Origin of the sequence: Streptomyces sp. LHD-70, from assembly GCF_031157275.1 — a bacterium.
Taxonomy (GTDB): domain Bacteria; phylum Actinomycetota; class Actinomycetes; order Streptomycetales; family Streptomycetaceae; genus Streptomyces.
The window spans coordinates 28,313-44,337 of record NZ_JAVIFW010000027.1 but is presented as its reverse complement, the minus strand read 5'-3'; the positions used below and the strand labels follow the sequence as shown (position 1 = coordinate 44,337).

13 protein-coding genes are annotated in these 16,025 nt (G+C 70.4%); 5 read left to right on the top strand and 8 right to left on the bottom strand.

Features of this window, described 5'->3' with window-relative positions:
• Nucleotides 1–87: 87 nt before the first annotated feature.
• From RCO28_RS34930 to RCO28_RS34915, 4 genes are all read right to left on the bottom strand, one after another.
• Complete coding sequence (locus tag RCO28_RS34930; protein WP_308945388.1) at nt 88–1,143, bottom strand: AI-2E family transporter; 1,056 nt, start codon at nt 1,141–1,143, stop codon at nt 88–90.
• Nucleotides 1,144–1,266: 123 nt separating this feature from the next.
• Entirely contained in the window at nt 1,267–2,223 is a 957-nt protein-coding gene (locus tag RCO28_RS34925; RefSeq protein ID WP_308945387.1) for a pirin family protein, read from the bottom strand.
• Nucleotides 2,224–2,336: 113 nt separating this feature from the next.
• Nucleotides 2,337–2,816 (bottom strand): SseB family protein, encoded by a 480-nt coding sequence (locus tag RCO28_RS34920; RefSeq protein WP_308945386.1) that lies wholly within the window; start codon nt 2,814–2,816, stop codon nt 2,337–2,339.
• Between the two features lie 35 nt (nt 2,817–2,851).
• On the bottom strand, nt 2,852–5,047 hold the full coding sequence (locus RCO28_RS34915) for a SpoIIE family protein phosphatase (RefSeq protein ID WP_308945385.1): 2,196 nt from the start codon (nt 5,045–5,047) through the stop codon (nt 2,852–2,854).
• 150 nt (nt 5,048–5,197) lie between these two features.
• On the opposite strand from RCO28_RS34915, the gene aspS reads away from it, so the two are divergent.
• The 3 genes from aspS to RCO28_RS34900 all read left to right on the top strand — a co-directional run bounded on the left by aspS (nt 5,198) and on the right by RCO28_RS34900 (nt 7,601).
• Nucleotides 5,198–6,964: an aspartate--tRNA ligase gene (aspS, locus tag RCO28_RS34910; RefSeq protein WP_308945384.1), complete on the top strand. Its 1,767-nt coding sequence runs from the start codon at nt 5,198–5,200 to the stop codon at nt 6,962–6,964.
• 134 nt (nt 6,965–7,098) lie between these two features.
• Nucleotides 7,099–7,350, top strand: coding sequence for a type II toxin-antitoxin system Phd/YefM family antitoxin (locus RCO28_RS34905; RefSeq protein ID WP_308945383.1), 252 nt, complete (start codon nt 7,099–7,101; stop codon nt 7,348–7,350).
• Nucleotides 7,347–7,601, top strand: a complete 255-nt coding sequence (locus RCO28_RS34900; RefSeq protein ID WP_308945382.1) for a type II toxin-antitoxin system RelE/ParE family toxin — start codon at nt 7,347–7,349, stop codon at nt 7,599–7,601. The genes RCO28_RS34905 and RCO28_RS34900 overlap by 4 nt, the downstream gene beginning before the upstream one ends.
• Before the next feature lie 59 nt (nt 7,602–7,660).
• On the opposite strand, the gene metG is transcribed toward RCO28_RS34900, so the two are convergent.
• Both metG and RCO28_RS34890 read right to left on the bottom strand, forming a co-directional pair.
• Nucleotides 7,661–9,391 (bottom strand): methionine--tRNA ligase, encoded by a 1,731-nt coding sequence (metG, locus tag RCO28_RS34895; RefSeq protein ID WP_308945381.1) that lies wholly within the window; start codon nt 9,389–9,391, stop codon nt 7,661–7,663.
• A gap of 141 nt (nt 9,392–9,532) precedes the next feature.
• Entirely contained in the window at nt 9,533–10,906 is a 1,374-nt protein-coding gene (locus RCO28_RS34890; RefSeq protein ID WP_308945380.1) for a VWA domain-containing protein, read from the bottom strand.
• A 379-nt stretch (nt 10,907–11,285) separates the two neighbouring features.
• On the opposite strand from RCO28_RS34890, the gene RCO28_RS34885 reads away from it, so the two are divergent.
• Nucleotides 11,286–13,361: a PhoX family phosphatase gene (locus tag RCO28_RS34885; RefSeq protein WP_308945379.1), complete on the top strand. Its 2,076-nt coding sequence runs from the start codon at nt 11,286–11,288 to the stop codon at nt 13,359–13,361.
• Between the two features lie 103 nt (nt 13,362–13,464).
• Here RCO28_RS34885 and RCO28_RS34880 read toward each other — a convergent pair whose 3' ends face one another.
• Nucleotides 13,465–13,812 carry a hypothetical protein gene (locus RCO28_RS34880; protein ID WP_308945378.1) on the bottom strand — a complete coding sequence of 116 codons (348 nt, stop codon included), beginning with the start codon at nt 13,810–13,812 and terminating at the stop codon, nt 13,465–13,467.
• Between the two features lie 201 nt (nt 13,813–14,013).
• Nucleotides 14,014–14,961: a LysR family transcriptional regulator gene (locus tag RCO28_RS34875; protein WP_308945377.1), complete on the bottom strand. Its 948-nt coding sequence runs from the start codon at nt 14,959–14,961 to the stop codon at nt 14,014–14,016.
• A gap of 185 nt (nt 14,962–15,146) precedes the next feature.
• Between RCO28_RS34875 and snpA the strand changes: the two genes are divergently transcribed.
• The gene (gene snpA / locus RCO28_RS34870; protein WP_308945376.1) at nt 15,147–15,803 is read left to right on the top strand and encodes a snapalysin; all 657 of its coding nucleotides are present in this window, start codon (nt 15,147–15,149) and stop codon (nt 15,801–15,803) included.
• Nucleotides 15,804–16,025: the final 222 nt, after the last annotated feature.

Sequence of the window (16,025 nt, the reverse complement as noted above, 5' to 3'; positions counted from 1 at the left end):
TCTCATACACGTACCAGCAAGTAGCTACGATGATGCTACCCGTCGGTAATAACGCGCAACCCCTGAGCGGGGAACTGTGACGAGGCTCTAATCCGCGGACGATTCGGAAGGGGCCGTTCCGGCGTAGTGCCTGCGCAGCTCGGAGAAGATCCCGAAGGCCGCCGCGGTCAGCGGAACCGCGAGCAGCATGCCGAGAATCCCGGCCACCGAGGCGCCCGCGGTGATCGCCAGCATCACGACCGCCGGGTGCATCTGCACCGTCCGGCTCTGGATCATCGGCTGCAGTACGTGCCCTTCGAGCACCTGCACCGCGAGGACGACGCCGAGCGCCCAAAGGCCGATCGCGAACCCCCGGTCGGCGATGGCCACGAGCACGGCCACCGCCCCGGAGATGAACGCCCCGAGATACGGGATGTAGGCGCCGACGAACACCAGCGCACCGAGGCCGACGGCGCCCGGGACGTCGAGGACCAGCAGGCCGACCGTGATGCACAGGGCGTCGATCAGGGCGATCAGGGTGGTGCCGCGCATGAAGCCCTCGATGGCCTCGAAGGCGGTGTGGCCCATCTGCTCCAGGGCACGGCCGCGGCGCGGGGCGAGCGCGTGCAGCGCGGCGACCGCCCGGCCGGAGTCACGCAGGAAGAAGAAGACGAGCAGCAGCGCGAGCACGGCCATGGCGATCATCTCGCCGACGACGCTGACCCCGCTGATCACCCCGGACGCGGCCGTACTGCCGAACTTCGACAGCAGGTCCTTGGAGTTCTTCGCGAGGTCGTCGAGGGTCGCGCCCGCCGCGCCGAAGTGCTCGGCCAGGGAGCGGGCCGACTCCCGCAGCGAGGAGACGATCTGGTCGCCGGTGTCGATCAGGGCGCTGACCACGATGTACCCGGCGCCGCCCACCACCACGAGGACCGCCGCGCAGGTCAGCCCCGCCGCGAGGGACTTGTTGACCTTCATGGCGAGCAGCCGCCGGTAGAGCGGACCGAGCAGGGCGGTGCCGAGGAGGGCGAGCAGGACCGGGGTCACCGCGGTCTTGAGGGTGATGCAGAGCCAGATGCCGAGGCCGGCGACGGTGGCGAGGAGCAGGGCCACGATGCACCAGGCGGCGAGTTTGCGGACGGGGGTCGGGAGCAGGGTCTGCACGGTTGCAGGTGATCACGGGAAGGGGTGCCCGGCACGTTCGGACGGACCGCCCGAGTGAGGCACCGCAGATCGCCCTGCGGGCTCGTCCTCGATCGCCGGACGGGCTCAGATTTGGCTGATGCCTCACATGCCGTGGACCGCGGGCACCGTGCCCAAACGACCCTTCTGGAAGTCCTCGAAGGCCTGCTGCAGCTCCGCCTGGGTGTTCATCACGAACGGCCCGTAGTGGGCCATCGGCTCCCGGATCGGCCGGCCGCCGAGGAGGACGATCTCCAGGTCCGGCGTGTGCCCGTCCTGCTTCTCGTCCGCGCGGACGGTCAGCGACGAGCCCTCGCCGTAGACCGCGGTCTGGCCCATGCGGACCGGCCGCCGCTCCTCGCCCACCGTGCCGCGTCCGGCCAGGACGTACGCGAGGCCGTTGAAGTCGGAGCGCCAGGGCAGGGTGACGGAGGCGCCGGGGCGGACCGTCGCGTGGATCATCGTGATCGGGGTGTGCGTGATGCCGGGGCCCTCGTGGCCGTCGAGCTCGCCCGCGATGACGCGGAGCAGGGCGCCGCCGTCCACCGAGGTGAGCAGCTGGACCTGGCCGCCGCGGATGTCCTGGTAGCGCGGGTCCATCATCTTGGCGGACGCGGGCAGGTTGACCCACAGCTGGAGGCCGTGGAACAGGCCGCCGGACATGACGAGTTGCTCCGGCGGGGCCTCGATGTGGAGCAGGCCGCTGCCGGCGGTCATCCACTGGGTGTCGCCGTTCTGGATCGTGCCGCCGCCACCGTTGGAGTCCTGGTGCACGAAGGTGCCGTCGACCAGGTACGTCACGGTCTCGAAGCCGCGGTGCGGGTGCCAGGGGGTGCCCTTGGGCTCGCCCGGTGCGTACTCCACCTCGCCCATCTGGTCCATCATGATGAACGGGTCGAGGTACTTGTAGTTGATCCCCGCGAAGGCGCGGCGCACCGGGAAGCCCTCGCCCTCGAAGCCGGACGGGGCGGTCGTCACGGCGAGGACCGGGCGCGGGGTGGCGTCCGTGGGGGCGGTCACGCGGGGCAGGGTCAGCGGGTTCTCGACGGTCACTGCAGGCATGGTCGGTACCTCCTCGTGCTCCGAGTTTAGTTGAACAATGAACTTCTTGCCACTCGGAACACAGAAGCGCCCGGGAGAATTCCTCCCGGGCGCCCACGTCGGTGCGGAGAACGTCAGCCGTACATCCGCCGCATCGCGAAGTCGACCATCTGCTCGACCGCCTTCGCGTCGAAGACCATGCGGTGCTCGCCCTCCATGTCGAGCACGAAGCCGTACCCCGTCGGCAGCAGGTCGATGACCTCCGCGCCGGTGATGACGAAGTACTTGGACTCCTTGCCCGCGTACCGCCGCAGCTCCTTCAGGGACGTGAACATCGGGATCACCGGCTGCTGCGTGTTGTGCAGCGCCAGGAAGCCGGGGTTGTCGCCGCGCGGGCAGTACACCTTCGACGTCGAGAAGGTCTGCTGGAAGTCCTCCGCCGACATCGAGCCGGTCGTGAAGGCGCGCACGGCGTCCGCGAGCGACGGCGGCGACGGCTCCGGGTACAGCGGGGCCTGCTGGCCGTACGCCCCGGGGCCGCCGGGCTGCTGGGGCGGGGGCTGCGGCGGGGCGTATCCCGCTTGCGCGCCCGCGGACTGGTCGTAGCCGTACATGCCGTCGAGCGTACTGGGTGCGGGGGGCGCGGGAGTCACGGAGCCGGGGACTCGTGGAGCTCGAACCAGATCGACTTGCCCTCGCCGCGCGGCGTCACGCCCCAGGCCTCGGCGAGCAGCTCCATGAGCACCAACCCCCGCCCGGACGAGGCGAGTTCGCCGGGGTGGCGCTTGTGCGGGAGCTCGTCGCTGCCGTCGGCGACCTCGACGCGAAGGCGCCGCTCGCCGACCTCGCCCTGCGCCTCGACGAGCAGCAGGGCGTCGCCGTCGGTGTGCACCAGGACGTTGGTGAGCATCTCGGAGACCATCAGGACCGCCGAGTCGACCTGCTCCGGCTCCGTCCAGTCGTGCAGGAGTTCGCGCAACTGCTGCCGGGCGCCCGCGATCCGCTCCGGCTCGGCCTGCTGCACCGTCAGCAGGAAGCGGCGCAGGCGCGGCCGGGCCGTGCCCGTCCCGGCCGCCCCGCCCTCCCCGACCGCGGCGCGGCAGAGCAGGACCACCGCGATGTCGTCCTCGCGGCGGTCGGCGAGCGGGCCGGTCGAGTAGTGCGAGGTCGGGCCGTGCACCGCCTGCACCAGCTCGTCGGCGAGCTGCTCCAGGTTGTCGCCGCCGTACCGCTCCAGGACCTTGCGGAGCCGGCTCCAGCCGGAGTCGAGGTCGTGGCCGCCGGTCTCGATCAGGCCGTCGGTGCAGAGCATCATCGTCTCGCCGGGTTCGAGGACGACGCGGGTGGTCGGATAGTCGGCGTCCGGGTCGATGCCCAGCGGAAGCCCGCCCTCCGTGGGGCGTACGACGACGGTGCCGTCCCCGATCCGCACCACCGGGTCGGGGTGCCCGGCCCGCGCGATCTCCAGGACCCCGGTCGTCGGGTCCGCCTCGACGTACAGGCAGGTCGCGAAGCGCGGGTCGGCCGTGCCGCCCGCGGTGCCCTCGCCGGAGCGGGACCCCGGGCCTCCGGAGGAGCCGTACGTCTGGGAGTCCGTGATGCCGGTGAGGAAGCGGGAGGCGCGGGCGAGCACCGCGTCCGGGCGGTGGCCCTCGGCGGCGTAGGCCCGCAGTGCGATCCGCAGCTGTCCCATCAGGCCCGCGGCGCGGACGTCGTGTCCCTGGACGTCGCCGATGACCAGGGCGATCCGGCGGCCGCCGGGCAGCGGGATCATGTCGTACCAGTCGCCGCCGACCTGCAGCCCGCCGCCCGTCGGGACGTACCGGGCGGCGAGGGCGAGGCCGGGTATGTCCGGGCCGAGCGTCGGCAGCATCGAGCGCTGCAGGCCGTCCGTCAGCTCCCGCTCCGACTCGGCGATCCCGGCCCGCGACAGGGCCTGCGCCAGCATCCGGGCCACCGTCGTCAGGACGGAGCGCTCGTCCGGTGTGAACTGCACCGGGTAGCGGAACGCCGCCATCCAGGCGCCGATGGTGCGGCCCGCGACGGTCAGCGGGAGAAACGCCCAGGACTCCCGCCGGAAGCGCTCGGCGAGGGGCCAGGTCGCGGGGTAGCGGTTCTTGTACTCGGCGGGTGTGGAGAGGTAGACGGCCCGGCCGTGGCGCACCACGTCGGCGGCCGGATAGTCGGTGGCCAGGGACATCTCCGTGAACGGGCCCTCGTCGCCGGGCTGCTGCCCGTGGTGCCCGATGATCGTCAGCCGGTCGCCCCGTACGCCGAAGACCGCGAGGCCGTCCGGCTCGAAGCCCGGCATCGACAGGCCCGCCGCGACCCGCAGCACCTCGGCCGTCGACCGGGCCTCGGCGAGCGCGCGGCCCGCGTCCAGGAGGAACGCCTCGCGCGACCGGCGCCAGTCCCCGGTCACGGGCGTACGGGCCGCGCTGCCCGGGGCTGAGTCGCTGACCTCCTGCAGGGTGCCGATCAGCTCGTACTGGCCGGCAGTGTCTCCTGCGAGTACCGGCTTGGAGCGGCTGCGGACGGTGCGGATCACCTGGCCCTGCTCGTCCATGATGCGCAGCCGGGCCTCGGCCAGGGTGCCCTCGGCGACGGCGAGGTTGACGATGCCGTGGATCTCGTTCCAGTCCACCGGGTGGAAGCGGGAGCGCACGCCCGCCTCGGTCAGGGTCACCGGCTCGGCGGGCAGGCCGAGCAGGCGGGCGGCCTCCGCGTCGAGCGTGACCAGTCCGGTCGCGCTGTCCCAGCGCCAGAACCCGGTCGCGATCAGCGCGAGGATGTCGCCCGCCGGGGGCAGAGCCGCTCCGCCCGTGTCCTGGGAGCCAGTGCGCATTGCCCCACTTTATGAAGAGTGCGCAGGTGCCCGCCACCGAGGCGACCGTGACTCGGTCATGCCAACCGGCGGATCGGAGCCGGGCGGTAACCTGGTTCGCGTTGATTCCCGCCTGTCTCGCGACGAACGACGCGAAGAATTGGAAGAGAAATGCACCGGTACAGGTCACACAACTGCGGCGAGCTCCGCGCCACCGACGTCGGCAGCGACGTCCGGCTGAGCGGCTGGCTGCACAACCGCCGGGACCTGGGCGGCATCCTCTTCATCGACCTGCGCGACCACCACGGCCTGGTCCAGCTGGTCGCCCGCCCCGACACCGCCGGCTTCGAGGCGCTCGACAAGCTCTCCAAGGAGACCGTCGTCCGTATCGACGGCAAGGTGATCTCGCGCGGCGCCGAGAACGTCAACCCCGAGCTCGCCACCGGTGAGATCGAGGTCGAGGTCGGCGAGGTCGAGGTGCTCGGCGCCGCCCAGCAGCTGCCGTTCCAGATCAACCAGGACGACGGCGTGGGCGAGGAGCGCCGCCTGGAGTACCGCTTCCTGGACCTGCGCCGCGAGCGCATGCACAAGAACATCATGCTGCGCACGGCGGTCATCTCCGCGATCCGTCACAAGATGACGGCGCTCGGCTTCAACGAGATGGCGACGCCGATCCTCACGGCCACCTCCCCGGAGGGCGCCCGCGACTTCGTCGTCCCGTCCCGCCTGAACCCCGGCAAGTTCTACGCGCTGCCGCAGGCCCCGCAGCAGTTCAAGCAGCTGCTGATGATCTCCGGCTTCGACCGGTACTTCCAGATCGCGCCCTGCTTCCGCGACGAAGACGCCCGCGCCGACCGCTCGCCCGGCGAGTTCTACCAGCTCGACGTCGAGATGAGCTTCGTCGAGCAGGAGGACGTCTTCCAGCCGATCGAGCAGCTCATGACCGAGCTGTTCGAGGAGTTCGGCGGCGACCGCCACGTCACCTCGCCGTTCCCGCGCATCCCGTTCCGCGAGTCGATGCTCAAGTACGGCAACGACAAGCCGGACCTGCGCGCCCAGCTCGAACTGGTCGACATCACCGACATCTTCGCGGACTCCGGCTTCAAGGCCTTCGCGGGCAAGCACGTGCGCGCGCTCCCGGTGCCGGACACCGCCGGGCAGTCCCGGAAGTTCTTCGACGGCCTCGGTGAGTACGCCGTCGAGCACGGCGCCAAGGGCCTGGCCTGGGTCCGCGTCGGCGAGGACGGTTCGCTGTCCGGCCCGATCGCGAAGTTCCTGACGGAGACGGACGTCGAGGAGCTGACCAAGCGCCTCTCCCTGGCGCCCGGCCACGCGGTGTTCTTCGGCGCCGGCGAGTTCGACGAGGTCTCGAAGATCATGGGCGCGGTCCGCGTCGAGGCCGCCAAGCGTGCCGGTCACTTCGAGGAGAACGTCTTCCGGTTCTGCTGGATCGTGGACTTCCCGATGTACGAGAAGGACGAGGACACCGGCAAGATCGACTTCTCCCACAACCCCTTCACGATGCCCCAGGGCGGCATGAAGGACCTGGAGGAGAAGGACCCGCTCGACATCCTGGGCTGGCAGTACGACATCGTCTGCAACGGCATCGAGCTGTCCTCCGGCGCGATCCGGAACCACGAGCCCGACATCATGCTGAAGGCCTTCGAGATCGCGGGCTACGACCGCGAGACCGTCGAGGCCGAGTTCGCGGGCATGCTCCGCGCGTTCCGCTTCGGCGCCCCGCCGCACGGCGGCATCGCGCCCGGCGTGGACCGCATCGTCATGCTCCTCGCGGACGAGCCGAACATCCGCGAGACGATCGCGTTCCCGCTGAACCAGAACGCGCAGGACCTGATGATGGGTGCGCCGACGGTGCTTGACGAGTCCCGGCTCAAGGAGCTCAACATCTCGCTGCGGAAGCCGGCTGCGGAGAAGTAGCCTCCGGCGGTACGCGCGGAGGGGCCCGGAACCGAACGGTTCCGGGCCCTCTTCTGTGGCCTCGTTTGTGGCTTTTCTTGTGGCTCTTTGTGGTTCTGTTGACCACTAGATTAATGTTGCGGCACTATGTGTGCATGACGCAGATTGCCATCAGCGCAGCGCGCTCGCAGCTCGGCGACCTGGTGCGCCGTGCCGCACACCGTCGCGAGACCATCGCCCTCACCGACCACGGTCACGTGGCGGCGCTCCTCATCTCGCCCCATGTCCTAGAGGATCTGGAGGACGCCCTGGCGCTTGCGGAGTATCAGCGCAAGAAGGCGGAGGGGACGTTGGAGCCGGGTATTCCGCACGAGGAAGTCGGGCGGATGCTGGGGCTGCGTAAGTGACCTACCAGATCATCTGGGAGCCCGGAGCGACGAACGCGGCGCTCCGCTTCCTCAAGGAAGACCCTGTCGGGTTGGCCGCCGTCTACGAAGCCGTGGACGCGCTGGCGGAGAACCCGAAGCCCGAGGCCTGGGTCGCCTACGGCTCGGTGGATCTGAGACGGCTGTACGTGGGCGACTTCCGCCTCCTCTACGCGATCGAGGAAGAAGTGATCCGCATCCTCGTCACGCACCTGGGGCGCAGACCCGACTAGGGATGCTGAAGGGGCCCGGAACCGAACGGTTCCGGGCCCCTTCGCGTGGGCGGGGTGGACTACTCCTCCGAGCCGCCGAAGCGCTCCTTGTACGTTTCGAGGTCCTCGTCCGTCAGCTTGGCGAACAGGACCGGCGGGACCGTGAACGGGGTGCCGGAGGGGAGGAAGTCCAGGGCGCGGGCCTCGTCCGCCGTGACCCAGGTCTTCGTGTCGTCCGCGAGCTGGAACGCGCCGCGCATCGCCGCCGCCGAGGACGGGATGAACGGCTCGGAGACCACCGCGTACAGGTGGATCAGGTTCATCGCCGTACGCAGCGTCAGCGCCGCCGCCGCTCGGCCCTCGTCGTCCCGCTTGATCTCCAGCCAGGGCGCCTTCTCCTCCAGGTAGGAGTTGCCCGCCGACCACAGGGCGCGCAGCGCGGCCGCCGCCTTGCGGAACTGCAGCGCGTCCATCTGCGCCTCGTACTCGGCGAGCAGCGTCGCGATCTCGCCGCCGAGGCGCTGCTCCGCCTCTCCGGCCGCGGCGCCCGCCGGGACCTCCTCGCCGAAGCGCTTCTTGGAGAAGGACAGGACCCGGTTGACGAAGTTGCCGAGGGTGTCGGCGAGGTCCTTGTTCACCGTGGCCGTGAAGTGCTCCCAGGTGAAGGAGGAGTCGTCGGACTCGGGGGCGTTGGCGATGAGGAAGTACCGCCAGTAGTCGGCCGGGAGGATGGCGAGGGCCTGGTCGGTGAAGACGCCGCGCTTCTGCGAGGTGGAGAACTTGCCGCCGTAGTACGTCAGCCAGTTGAAGGACTTCAGATAGTCGACCTTCTTCCACGGCTCACGGATGCCCATCTCCGTCGCCGGGAACATCACCGAGTGGAACGGGACGTTGTCCTTGGCCATGAACTGCGTGTACCGGACGTCGGACGCGCCCTCCGGCTCGTACCACCACGACTTCCAGTCGCGCTCCGCCGGGTTCTCGTCCGCCCACTCCTTCGTCGAGCCGATGTACTCGATCGGGGCGTCGAACCATACGTAGAAGACCTTGCCCTCGGCCGCCAGCTCCGGCCAGGTGTCCGCGGGGACCGGGACGCCCCAGTCCAGGTCGCGCGTGATCGACCGGTCGTTGAGGCCCTCGGTCAGCCACTTGCGGGCGATGGAGGACGCCAGGTGCGGCCACTCCTCGGCGACCTCGTCGATCCAGGCCTCGACCTCGACCTGCAGCTTGGACTGGAGCAGGAAGAGGTGCTTGGTCTCGCGGATCTCCAGCTCCGTGGAGCCGGAGATCGCCGAGCGCGGGTCGATCAGGTCCGTCGGGTCGAGGACGCGCGTGCAGTTCTCGCACTGGTCGCCGCGGGCCTTGTCGTAGCCGCAGTGCGGGCAGGTGCCCTCGACGTAGCGGTCCGGCAGGAAGCGGCCGTCCGCGGGCGAGTACACCTGGCGGATCGAACGCTCCTCGATGAAGCCGTTCTCGTTCAGCTTGCGGGCGAAGTGCTGGGTGATCTCCGCGTTCTGCTGCGAGGACGAGCGGCCGAAGTGGTCGAAGGCCAGGTCGAAGCCGTCGTAGACCGCCTTCTGCGCGTCGTGCGCCTGCGCGCAGAACTCGGCGACCGGCAGGCCCTGCTCCTTCGCGGCCAGCTCGGCAGGGGTGCCGTGCTCGTCGGTGGCGCAGATGTAGAGGACGTCGTGACCGCGCTGGCGGAGGTACCGGGAGTACACGTCCGCCGGGAGCATGGACCCCACCATGTTGCCCAGGTGCTTGATCCCGTTGATGTACGGAAGGGCGCTGGTGATGAGGTGTCGAGCCATCGCGGGATGCTCCCAAGTCGCTACGAAAAGTGACGATTGATGTCTGAGAAACCGTCTACGGAACCTTGAAATCGTAGCCGACATGGGGCAGCCGCCCGCCCCGTGTTTACAGGGTGGACGGCTGTCCGGCAGGGCATGGTGCTACGGGCGCTCGGTCGGCTCCCAGCTCGCGAGCAGGCCCTTGTACAGCTCGGCGTCCGTGAGCTCCTTCGGGACCGGGCCCGCGTGGAAGAAGGCGGCGTTCCCGGCAGCCTCGTCCGCGTCCAGCTTGCGGAGGTAGTCGAACGCCTTCGCCTCGTGCTCGCCGAACGCGACGAACTGGAAGAAGAGGTTCGACGGGGCGTCGGTGAGGGCCTTCGTCGCGGCGGTCTTCACCTCCGGTGCGCCGTCCGTCTGGAAGATCACCAGGGCGGGGGCGGCGGGGTCCGCGGACTTCTGGTGCAGCTTGACGATCTCGTCGACGGCCACGTGGTAGTTCGTACGTCCCATACGGCCGCAGGCGGCGTGCAGTTCGTCGATCGTTCCCTCGTACGCGTCGAGCGAGAGGGTGCCGGTGCCGTCGATCTCCGTCGAGAAGAAGACGACGTTGACTTCTGCCTGCTCGTCGAGGTGCGCGGCGAGGGCGAGGGTCTGCTCGCCGAGGTTCTGGGCGGAGCCGTCCTTGTAGTACGGGCGCATGGAGCCGGAGCGGTCGAGTACGAGGTAGACGGTGGCTCGGGCCCCCGTCAGCCCCTTCTTCTTGAGCGCGGCTCCGGCGGCCTTGTGGGTGGCGGCGAGGGCGGGGGCTTTTGCCTTCAGGCGGGCGGGGGTGGTGGCGGGCTTTCCTTGAGCGTTGACCGGCTCGGGGTCGGCCTTCGGCTGGGGCTCAGCCTTGGCAGGCTCGGGCTCAGCGGTCGGCTCGGGGTCAGCCTTTGGCTGGGGCTTGTTTTCGGCCTTCGGCTCGGGGGTGTGCACCCGGTCTTCGACCGGGTTGTCGCTCCCACCCGCAGCCACCCGTGCTGATTCGTCTTCGGCTGCCGGGTCCCCCTGTGGGGCTACCTCGCCGTCGGCGGCCGCGGGCTCCGGCTCGGGGGCCGCCTGCGCCTCCGGCTCGGCTTCGGCCGCCTTTGCCTCCGCTTCGGGGGCCGGTTCCTCTTCCGTACCGCTGTGGGCAGCTGGGCCGCCAGGGGCGATGGGGGTCCCCCCTGCTCGAGCGGAGTCGAGAGCTTGGGGGAGGGTGGGCACAGCCCCAGGTGCCGGGTCACCTTCCGGCTTGGCGTCCACCTGGTCGGCCTTCGGCTCCGCCCTCAGTGACGGATTGTCGAAAGCCGCCGACACCAGGTCGACCTCGTTCGGCTCGGGCTCCGCCGCAGGCGCCGGGACCTCGGCCTCGGCGACAGGCTCGGGCTCCGCCGCAGGCGCCGGGACCTCGGCCTCGGCGACAGGCTCGGGCTCCGCCGCAGGCGCCGGGACCTTGGCCTCCGCAGCCGCCTTCACGACGGGTTCGGGAGTCGGCTCCGATGCCGGCGCCGGCACCCTCACCTCGTCCTCCGCCGGAGGCGACACCTCCCGGGGCCGCCGTCCGAACGCATTCCGCAAACGATCCAGAATGCCCATGTGCGCAACCCTTCGCGTGAGTTGATTCCGTAACCCCTGGCCAGGGCGGACACGTAAGGTTAGCCGCCGCGCGGAGCGATCTTCGGCAGGGTGCGCTCTGCGGACACCGCCGCCACAACTCCCCTCCATGCGTTCCGGGTTCACCTCGTGTTCACTCCTCGTCCGCCGCCCTGCTGGTCTACGCGCCTAACGTCACGGCCGAAACATTCCGACACGGTGTCGGCGCGGGGTGCGCCGAAGACGGGCCGCGAAGGTCATCGAGGCCCAGGCCCAGGCCAAGGCCCAATGGAGGACGAACGTGCGCAAACTGCTTCCGCTCATCACCGGCTCGAAGGCAGGCTCGCACCCCGGCGGCCGCTCCGCCCTCACCTGCCGCTTCCGCTGCGGTGACGCCTGCTTCCACGAGGTGCCGAACACCAGCGACAACGAGTACGTCGGAGACGTCATCTCCGGTGCCGTCAGCCGCCGTTCGATAGTCCGCGCCGCCGCCGTCGTCACCGCCGTGACCGCCGCCGGCACCGGTGCCGTGCTCGCCCAGGGCGAGAGCGCCGTCGCCGCCCCGCCCGCCGGACCCGGCGCCGAGAAGCGCGCCAGGTCCGCGCGCGGCCTGCGCTTCGGCGCCGTCGCGCCCAATACCGCGGACCAGGTCACCGTCCCCGAGGGGTACGGCCAGAACGTCGTCATCCGCTGGGGCGACCCCATCCTGCGCGGCGCCCCGGAGTTCGACCCGGACAAGCAGACCGCGAAGGCACAGGCCGGACAGTTCGGTTACAACAACGACTTCCTGTCGCTGCTGCCGCTCGAGAGCGAGCACGGCCGTCAACTGCTCGTCTCCAACCACGAGTACACGGACGAGGTGTTGATGTTCAAGGGGTACGACCCCGAGAACCCCACCCGTGAGCAGGTCGAGATCGCCTGGGCCGCGCACGGCCTCGGTGTCGTCGTGGTCGAGGGCGAGCGTCGTACGGGCAAGCTCACCGCCGTGCCGCGGCACCGCCTCAACCGCCGGATCACCGCCACCACCGAGTTCCGCGTCCAGGGCCCGGCGGCCGGCTCGGACCTCCTGAAGACGTCCGTCGACCCGACCGGCACGAAGGTCCTCGGCACCCTGAACAACTGCTCGGGCGGTACGACGCCGTGGGGCACGACCCTGCACGGCGAGGAGAACGTCGACCAGTACTTCGCTTACGGCACCCGCGCCACGGACAAGCGCTACGGCCTCAAGCCCGGCGCCACCGAGCGCAAGTGGGAGCGGTTCGACCAGCGCTTCGACGTGGCCAAGGAGCCGAACGAGGTGCACCGCTTCGGCTACGTCGTCGAACTCGACCCGTACGACCCGGAGTCGACGCCCGTCAAGCACACCGCGATCGGCCGCTTCAAGCACGAGGGCGCCTCGATCGCGCTGACCCCGGACGGCCGTCCGGTGGCGTACAGCGGGGACGACTCGCGCTTCGAGTACTTCTACAAGTTCGTCGGCAGCAAGCGGATGCGCCGCGGCACCTCCCGCGCGGACCGCGAGTACAACATGACGCTGCTCGACGAGGGCACGCTGTACGTCGCGAAGCTGACCGGCGACTCCCCGGCCGAGTCGATCGACGGCTCCGGGAAGCTGCCCGCCGACGGCGAGTTCGACGGCAGCGGCACCTGGATCCCGCTGGCCACGGCCACCGCGGACGGCGCCGAGTCGCACATCGAGGGCATGACCGCGGAGGAGGTCTTCGTCTTCACGCGGCTCGCCGCCGACAAGGCCGGCGCCACCAAGATGGACCGCCCCGAGGACATCGAGCCCTCGCCGCGCACCGGCAAGGTCTACCTGGCGCTCACCAACAACGTGGAGCGCGGCCTGGACGGCAAGGCCCCGGCCGACGAGGCCAACCCGCGCAAGGCCAACAAGCACGGCTCGGTCCTCGAACTCACCGAGAAGGGCAGCAATCCGGCGGCCACGAAGTTCGGCTGGCTGCTCTTCCTGGTCGCGGGCGACCCGGAGGACCCGGCGACGTACTTCGGCGGCTTCCCCAAGGACCAGGTCTCGCCGATCTCCTGCCCGGACAATGTCGCCTTCGACTCGCACGGCAACCTGTGGATCTCCACCGACGGCAATGAACTCGGCTCGCACGACGGCCTGTTCGGCGTCGCCACGGTCGGCGGCTACCGCGGTCAGCTGAAGCAGTTCCTCACCATGCCGACCGGCGCCGAGACCTGCGGCCCGCTCGTGCAGGACCGCCGCGTGGTGGTCGCTGTGCAGCACCCGGGCGAGGTGGACGGCGCCTCCGTCGAGAAGCCCGCCTCGACCTGGCCCGACGGGCCAGGCACGCTGGTCCGCCCGTCGGTGGTGTCGGTCTGGCGCGAGGACGGCAGCGACATCGGCGTCTGAGCCCGCCGCGGCTTTGCGTACGAGAACGTGGGGCACCCCCCGTCGGGTGCCCCACGTCTCCCTTGCCCGTACGGGAGCTTCTCCCCTTACCCGTACGGGCGGTTCAGTCCTGTTCGCGGCCGCGGCGCAGCATCGCGAAGCTCAGGCCCGCGGCGCCGGCCGCCGCCATGCCGCCGCCCGCGGCGAGGAGCGGGGTGTGGTCGCCGTCGGGCAGTTCGGCCCCGGCCTTCACACCGGCGTGCGGGACGAGCCGGTCGTGGGCGGCGTTGTGCTGCCCCCAGCCGCTGGGCACGGGCTGGTCCTGGCCGCTCTGGTCCTGGCCGCCCTGGTCCTGGTGCGCCGCCGGCTGGGGGGTGTCCGCGAAGGCGGTGGCCACCGGCATCGCGGCTGTGCCGGCGACGACGCCGGCGGCGAGGACGGAGGTGCGGAGGGTACGGCGGGTGGCGCGCATGACGGTGCTCTCTCTCGTAGCGGTCTCGTAGCGGTCTCGTGGCGGTGGGCTCGCCTCCTGCGGCGGCGACACCAACGAAGCTACGGATGCCGTATGGGAGTCAGGCGTAAGGAACGTAACGAAAGACGCGAAGCCCGAGCACATGTGTGTAAAGGCGGATCCAGCGGCAGGAAAAGGGACCAAAGGCCTGGTCGGGGCAGGTCAGGCGGCCCTTCCGCGCCCCGGCCTGCGACGCAGCCAGGCCCGGTACTCCGGCGCCTCCCAGGCCGCCTCCCAGTAGGCCGACTCCAGATCGTCGTACGCCCGGTCCAGCTCCTGCTCCGTACGTCCCACGAGCAGCAGCCGTACGCCGAGAGGGTCGCCTTCGAGGGGGCGGAGCGCCATGCCCGGGCGGCCCAGGGAGGTGGGCTGGCAGACCGTGACGACATCGCCGGTCGCGACGAGCGTGGCCGCGGTGAGGTAGTCGCCGTGCAGGACACGGGGGTCGATGCCCGCCGCGCGCAGCACCCGCAGCAGGCCCGTGCGCTCCCCGTCCACCGTCGGGTCGACCATCCACTGGTCGTCCTTCAGGTCGGAGAGCCGTACCGTCTCCCGTTCCGTCGCCGGGTGGTCCGCGGCGATCCCGACGAACTGCGGCTCGCGCGCCACCAGGACCCGGTGCGCGAGGCCCGGCGGCAGCCGCAGCGGGGAGCCCTCCACCTCGTGCACGAACGCCACGTCGAGCTGTCCCTCGACGACGAGGTGGACCAGCGCGTCCGCCGACACGTCCGTCTGGATGGCGGGCCTGGCCTGGGGGTGCCGGGTGCGCAGCCGGCGCAGCCAGCCGGGGATGGCCCGGCTGGCGGTGGAGCCGATGCGCAGATCCGGGCCGTCGCCCGCCCGCGCGGCCACCGCTCTGGCCTCGTTGACCAGCTCCTGCATCTCCGTGACGAGTGGTCTGGCCCGGCTGAGGAGGACCCGGCCGAGCGGTGTCGGGCGGCAGCCGGTGCGCTCGCGGGCGAAGAGCCGGCCGCCGAGCGAGTCCTCGATCCGGCGGAGCTGAGTGGTCAACGAGGGCTGACTCATGCCGAGTCGGCGGGCAGCCTTGTGCAGACTGCCGGTGTCGGCGATGGCGCACACCGCGCGGAGGTGTCTCACCTCAAGCTCCATGCGGTGAGCGTATGGCCGTCTCAGTGATCACACCAGACTCTCAAACCGCCACAGATGGACTGGAGTTGGCCACGCCTTGTCAGGGTGATAGCTCGGCGTTATCGCCGACTGCCATCATCCCCCGGGCCCCGAACTCCCCACACACTCTCGGGTGACCGCTCGCCCCACACGAGTAGGAGCCCCCCATGCGACTGTCCAAGTCGGCGCTCTCGGCCGCCATCGGCCTCGGTCTCGCCACCGCGGCGCTCGGCGCGGCACCCGCGTCCGCCGTCACCGACGTACCCTCCGCTCCCTCGTCCGTACCCTCGTACGCCGCGTACGAGAAGTCCGGCGAGAACGCCGCCGCCAACAAGGCCTTCTTCGACGCCGTCTGGAAGACGGTCGCGAAGAAGCGCGCCGCCAACCCGGGTGCGCAGGCGGTGACCGTCACGTACAGCGCGGCCAAGGCGCCGACCTTCAAGGCCCAGATCGACCGCAGCACCCAGATCTGGAACAGCTCCGTGGCGAACGTGAAGCTGCAGGAGGGCTCCTCCGGCGACTTCGAGTACCGCGAGGGCAACGACCCGCGCGGCTCGTACGCCTCCACGGACGGCCACGGCCGCGGCTACATATTCCTCGACTACGCGCAGAACCAGCAGTACGACTCCACCCGCGTCACCACGCACGAGACCGGCCATGTGCTCGGCCTCCCGGACAACTACTCTGGCCCGTGCAGTGAGTTGATGTCCGGGGGCGGCCCCGGCCCGTCCTGCACCAACGCGCAGCCCGATGCCAACGAGCGGGCCCGCGTTGACCAGCTCTGGCAGAACGGTCTGACGAAGGGATTCGCCAAGATCCGCTGACCGCAGGGCACTCCGACTGTGCCCGTCGGCAAGCAGCACACCGGCGGGACGGCCGGCCGCTTCACACCCCGGCGGCCGGATCACATCAGGACCGGTCGGGCCAAGCAGACTGGACGGACTGCTTCCCCCAATGTCCGTCCAGGCCACCCCCCCCAGGCCCGACCGGTCCTGTGCTCCACAGCTCCACAGCTCCACAGCTCCACTGCTCCACGAACGAACTCC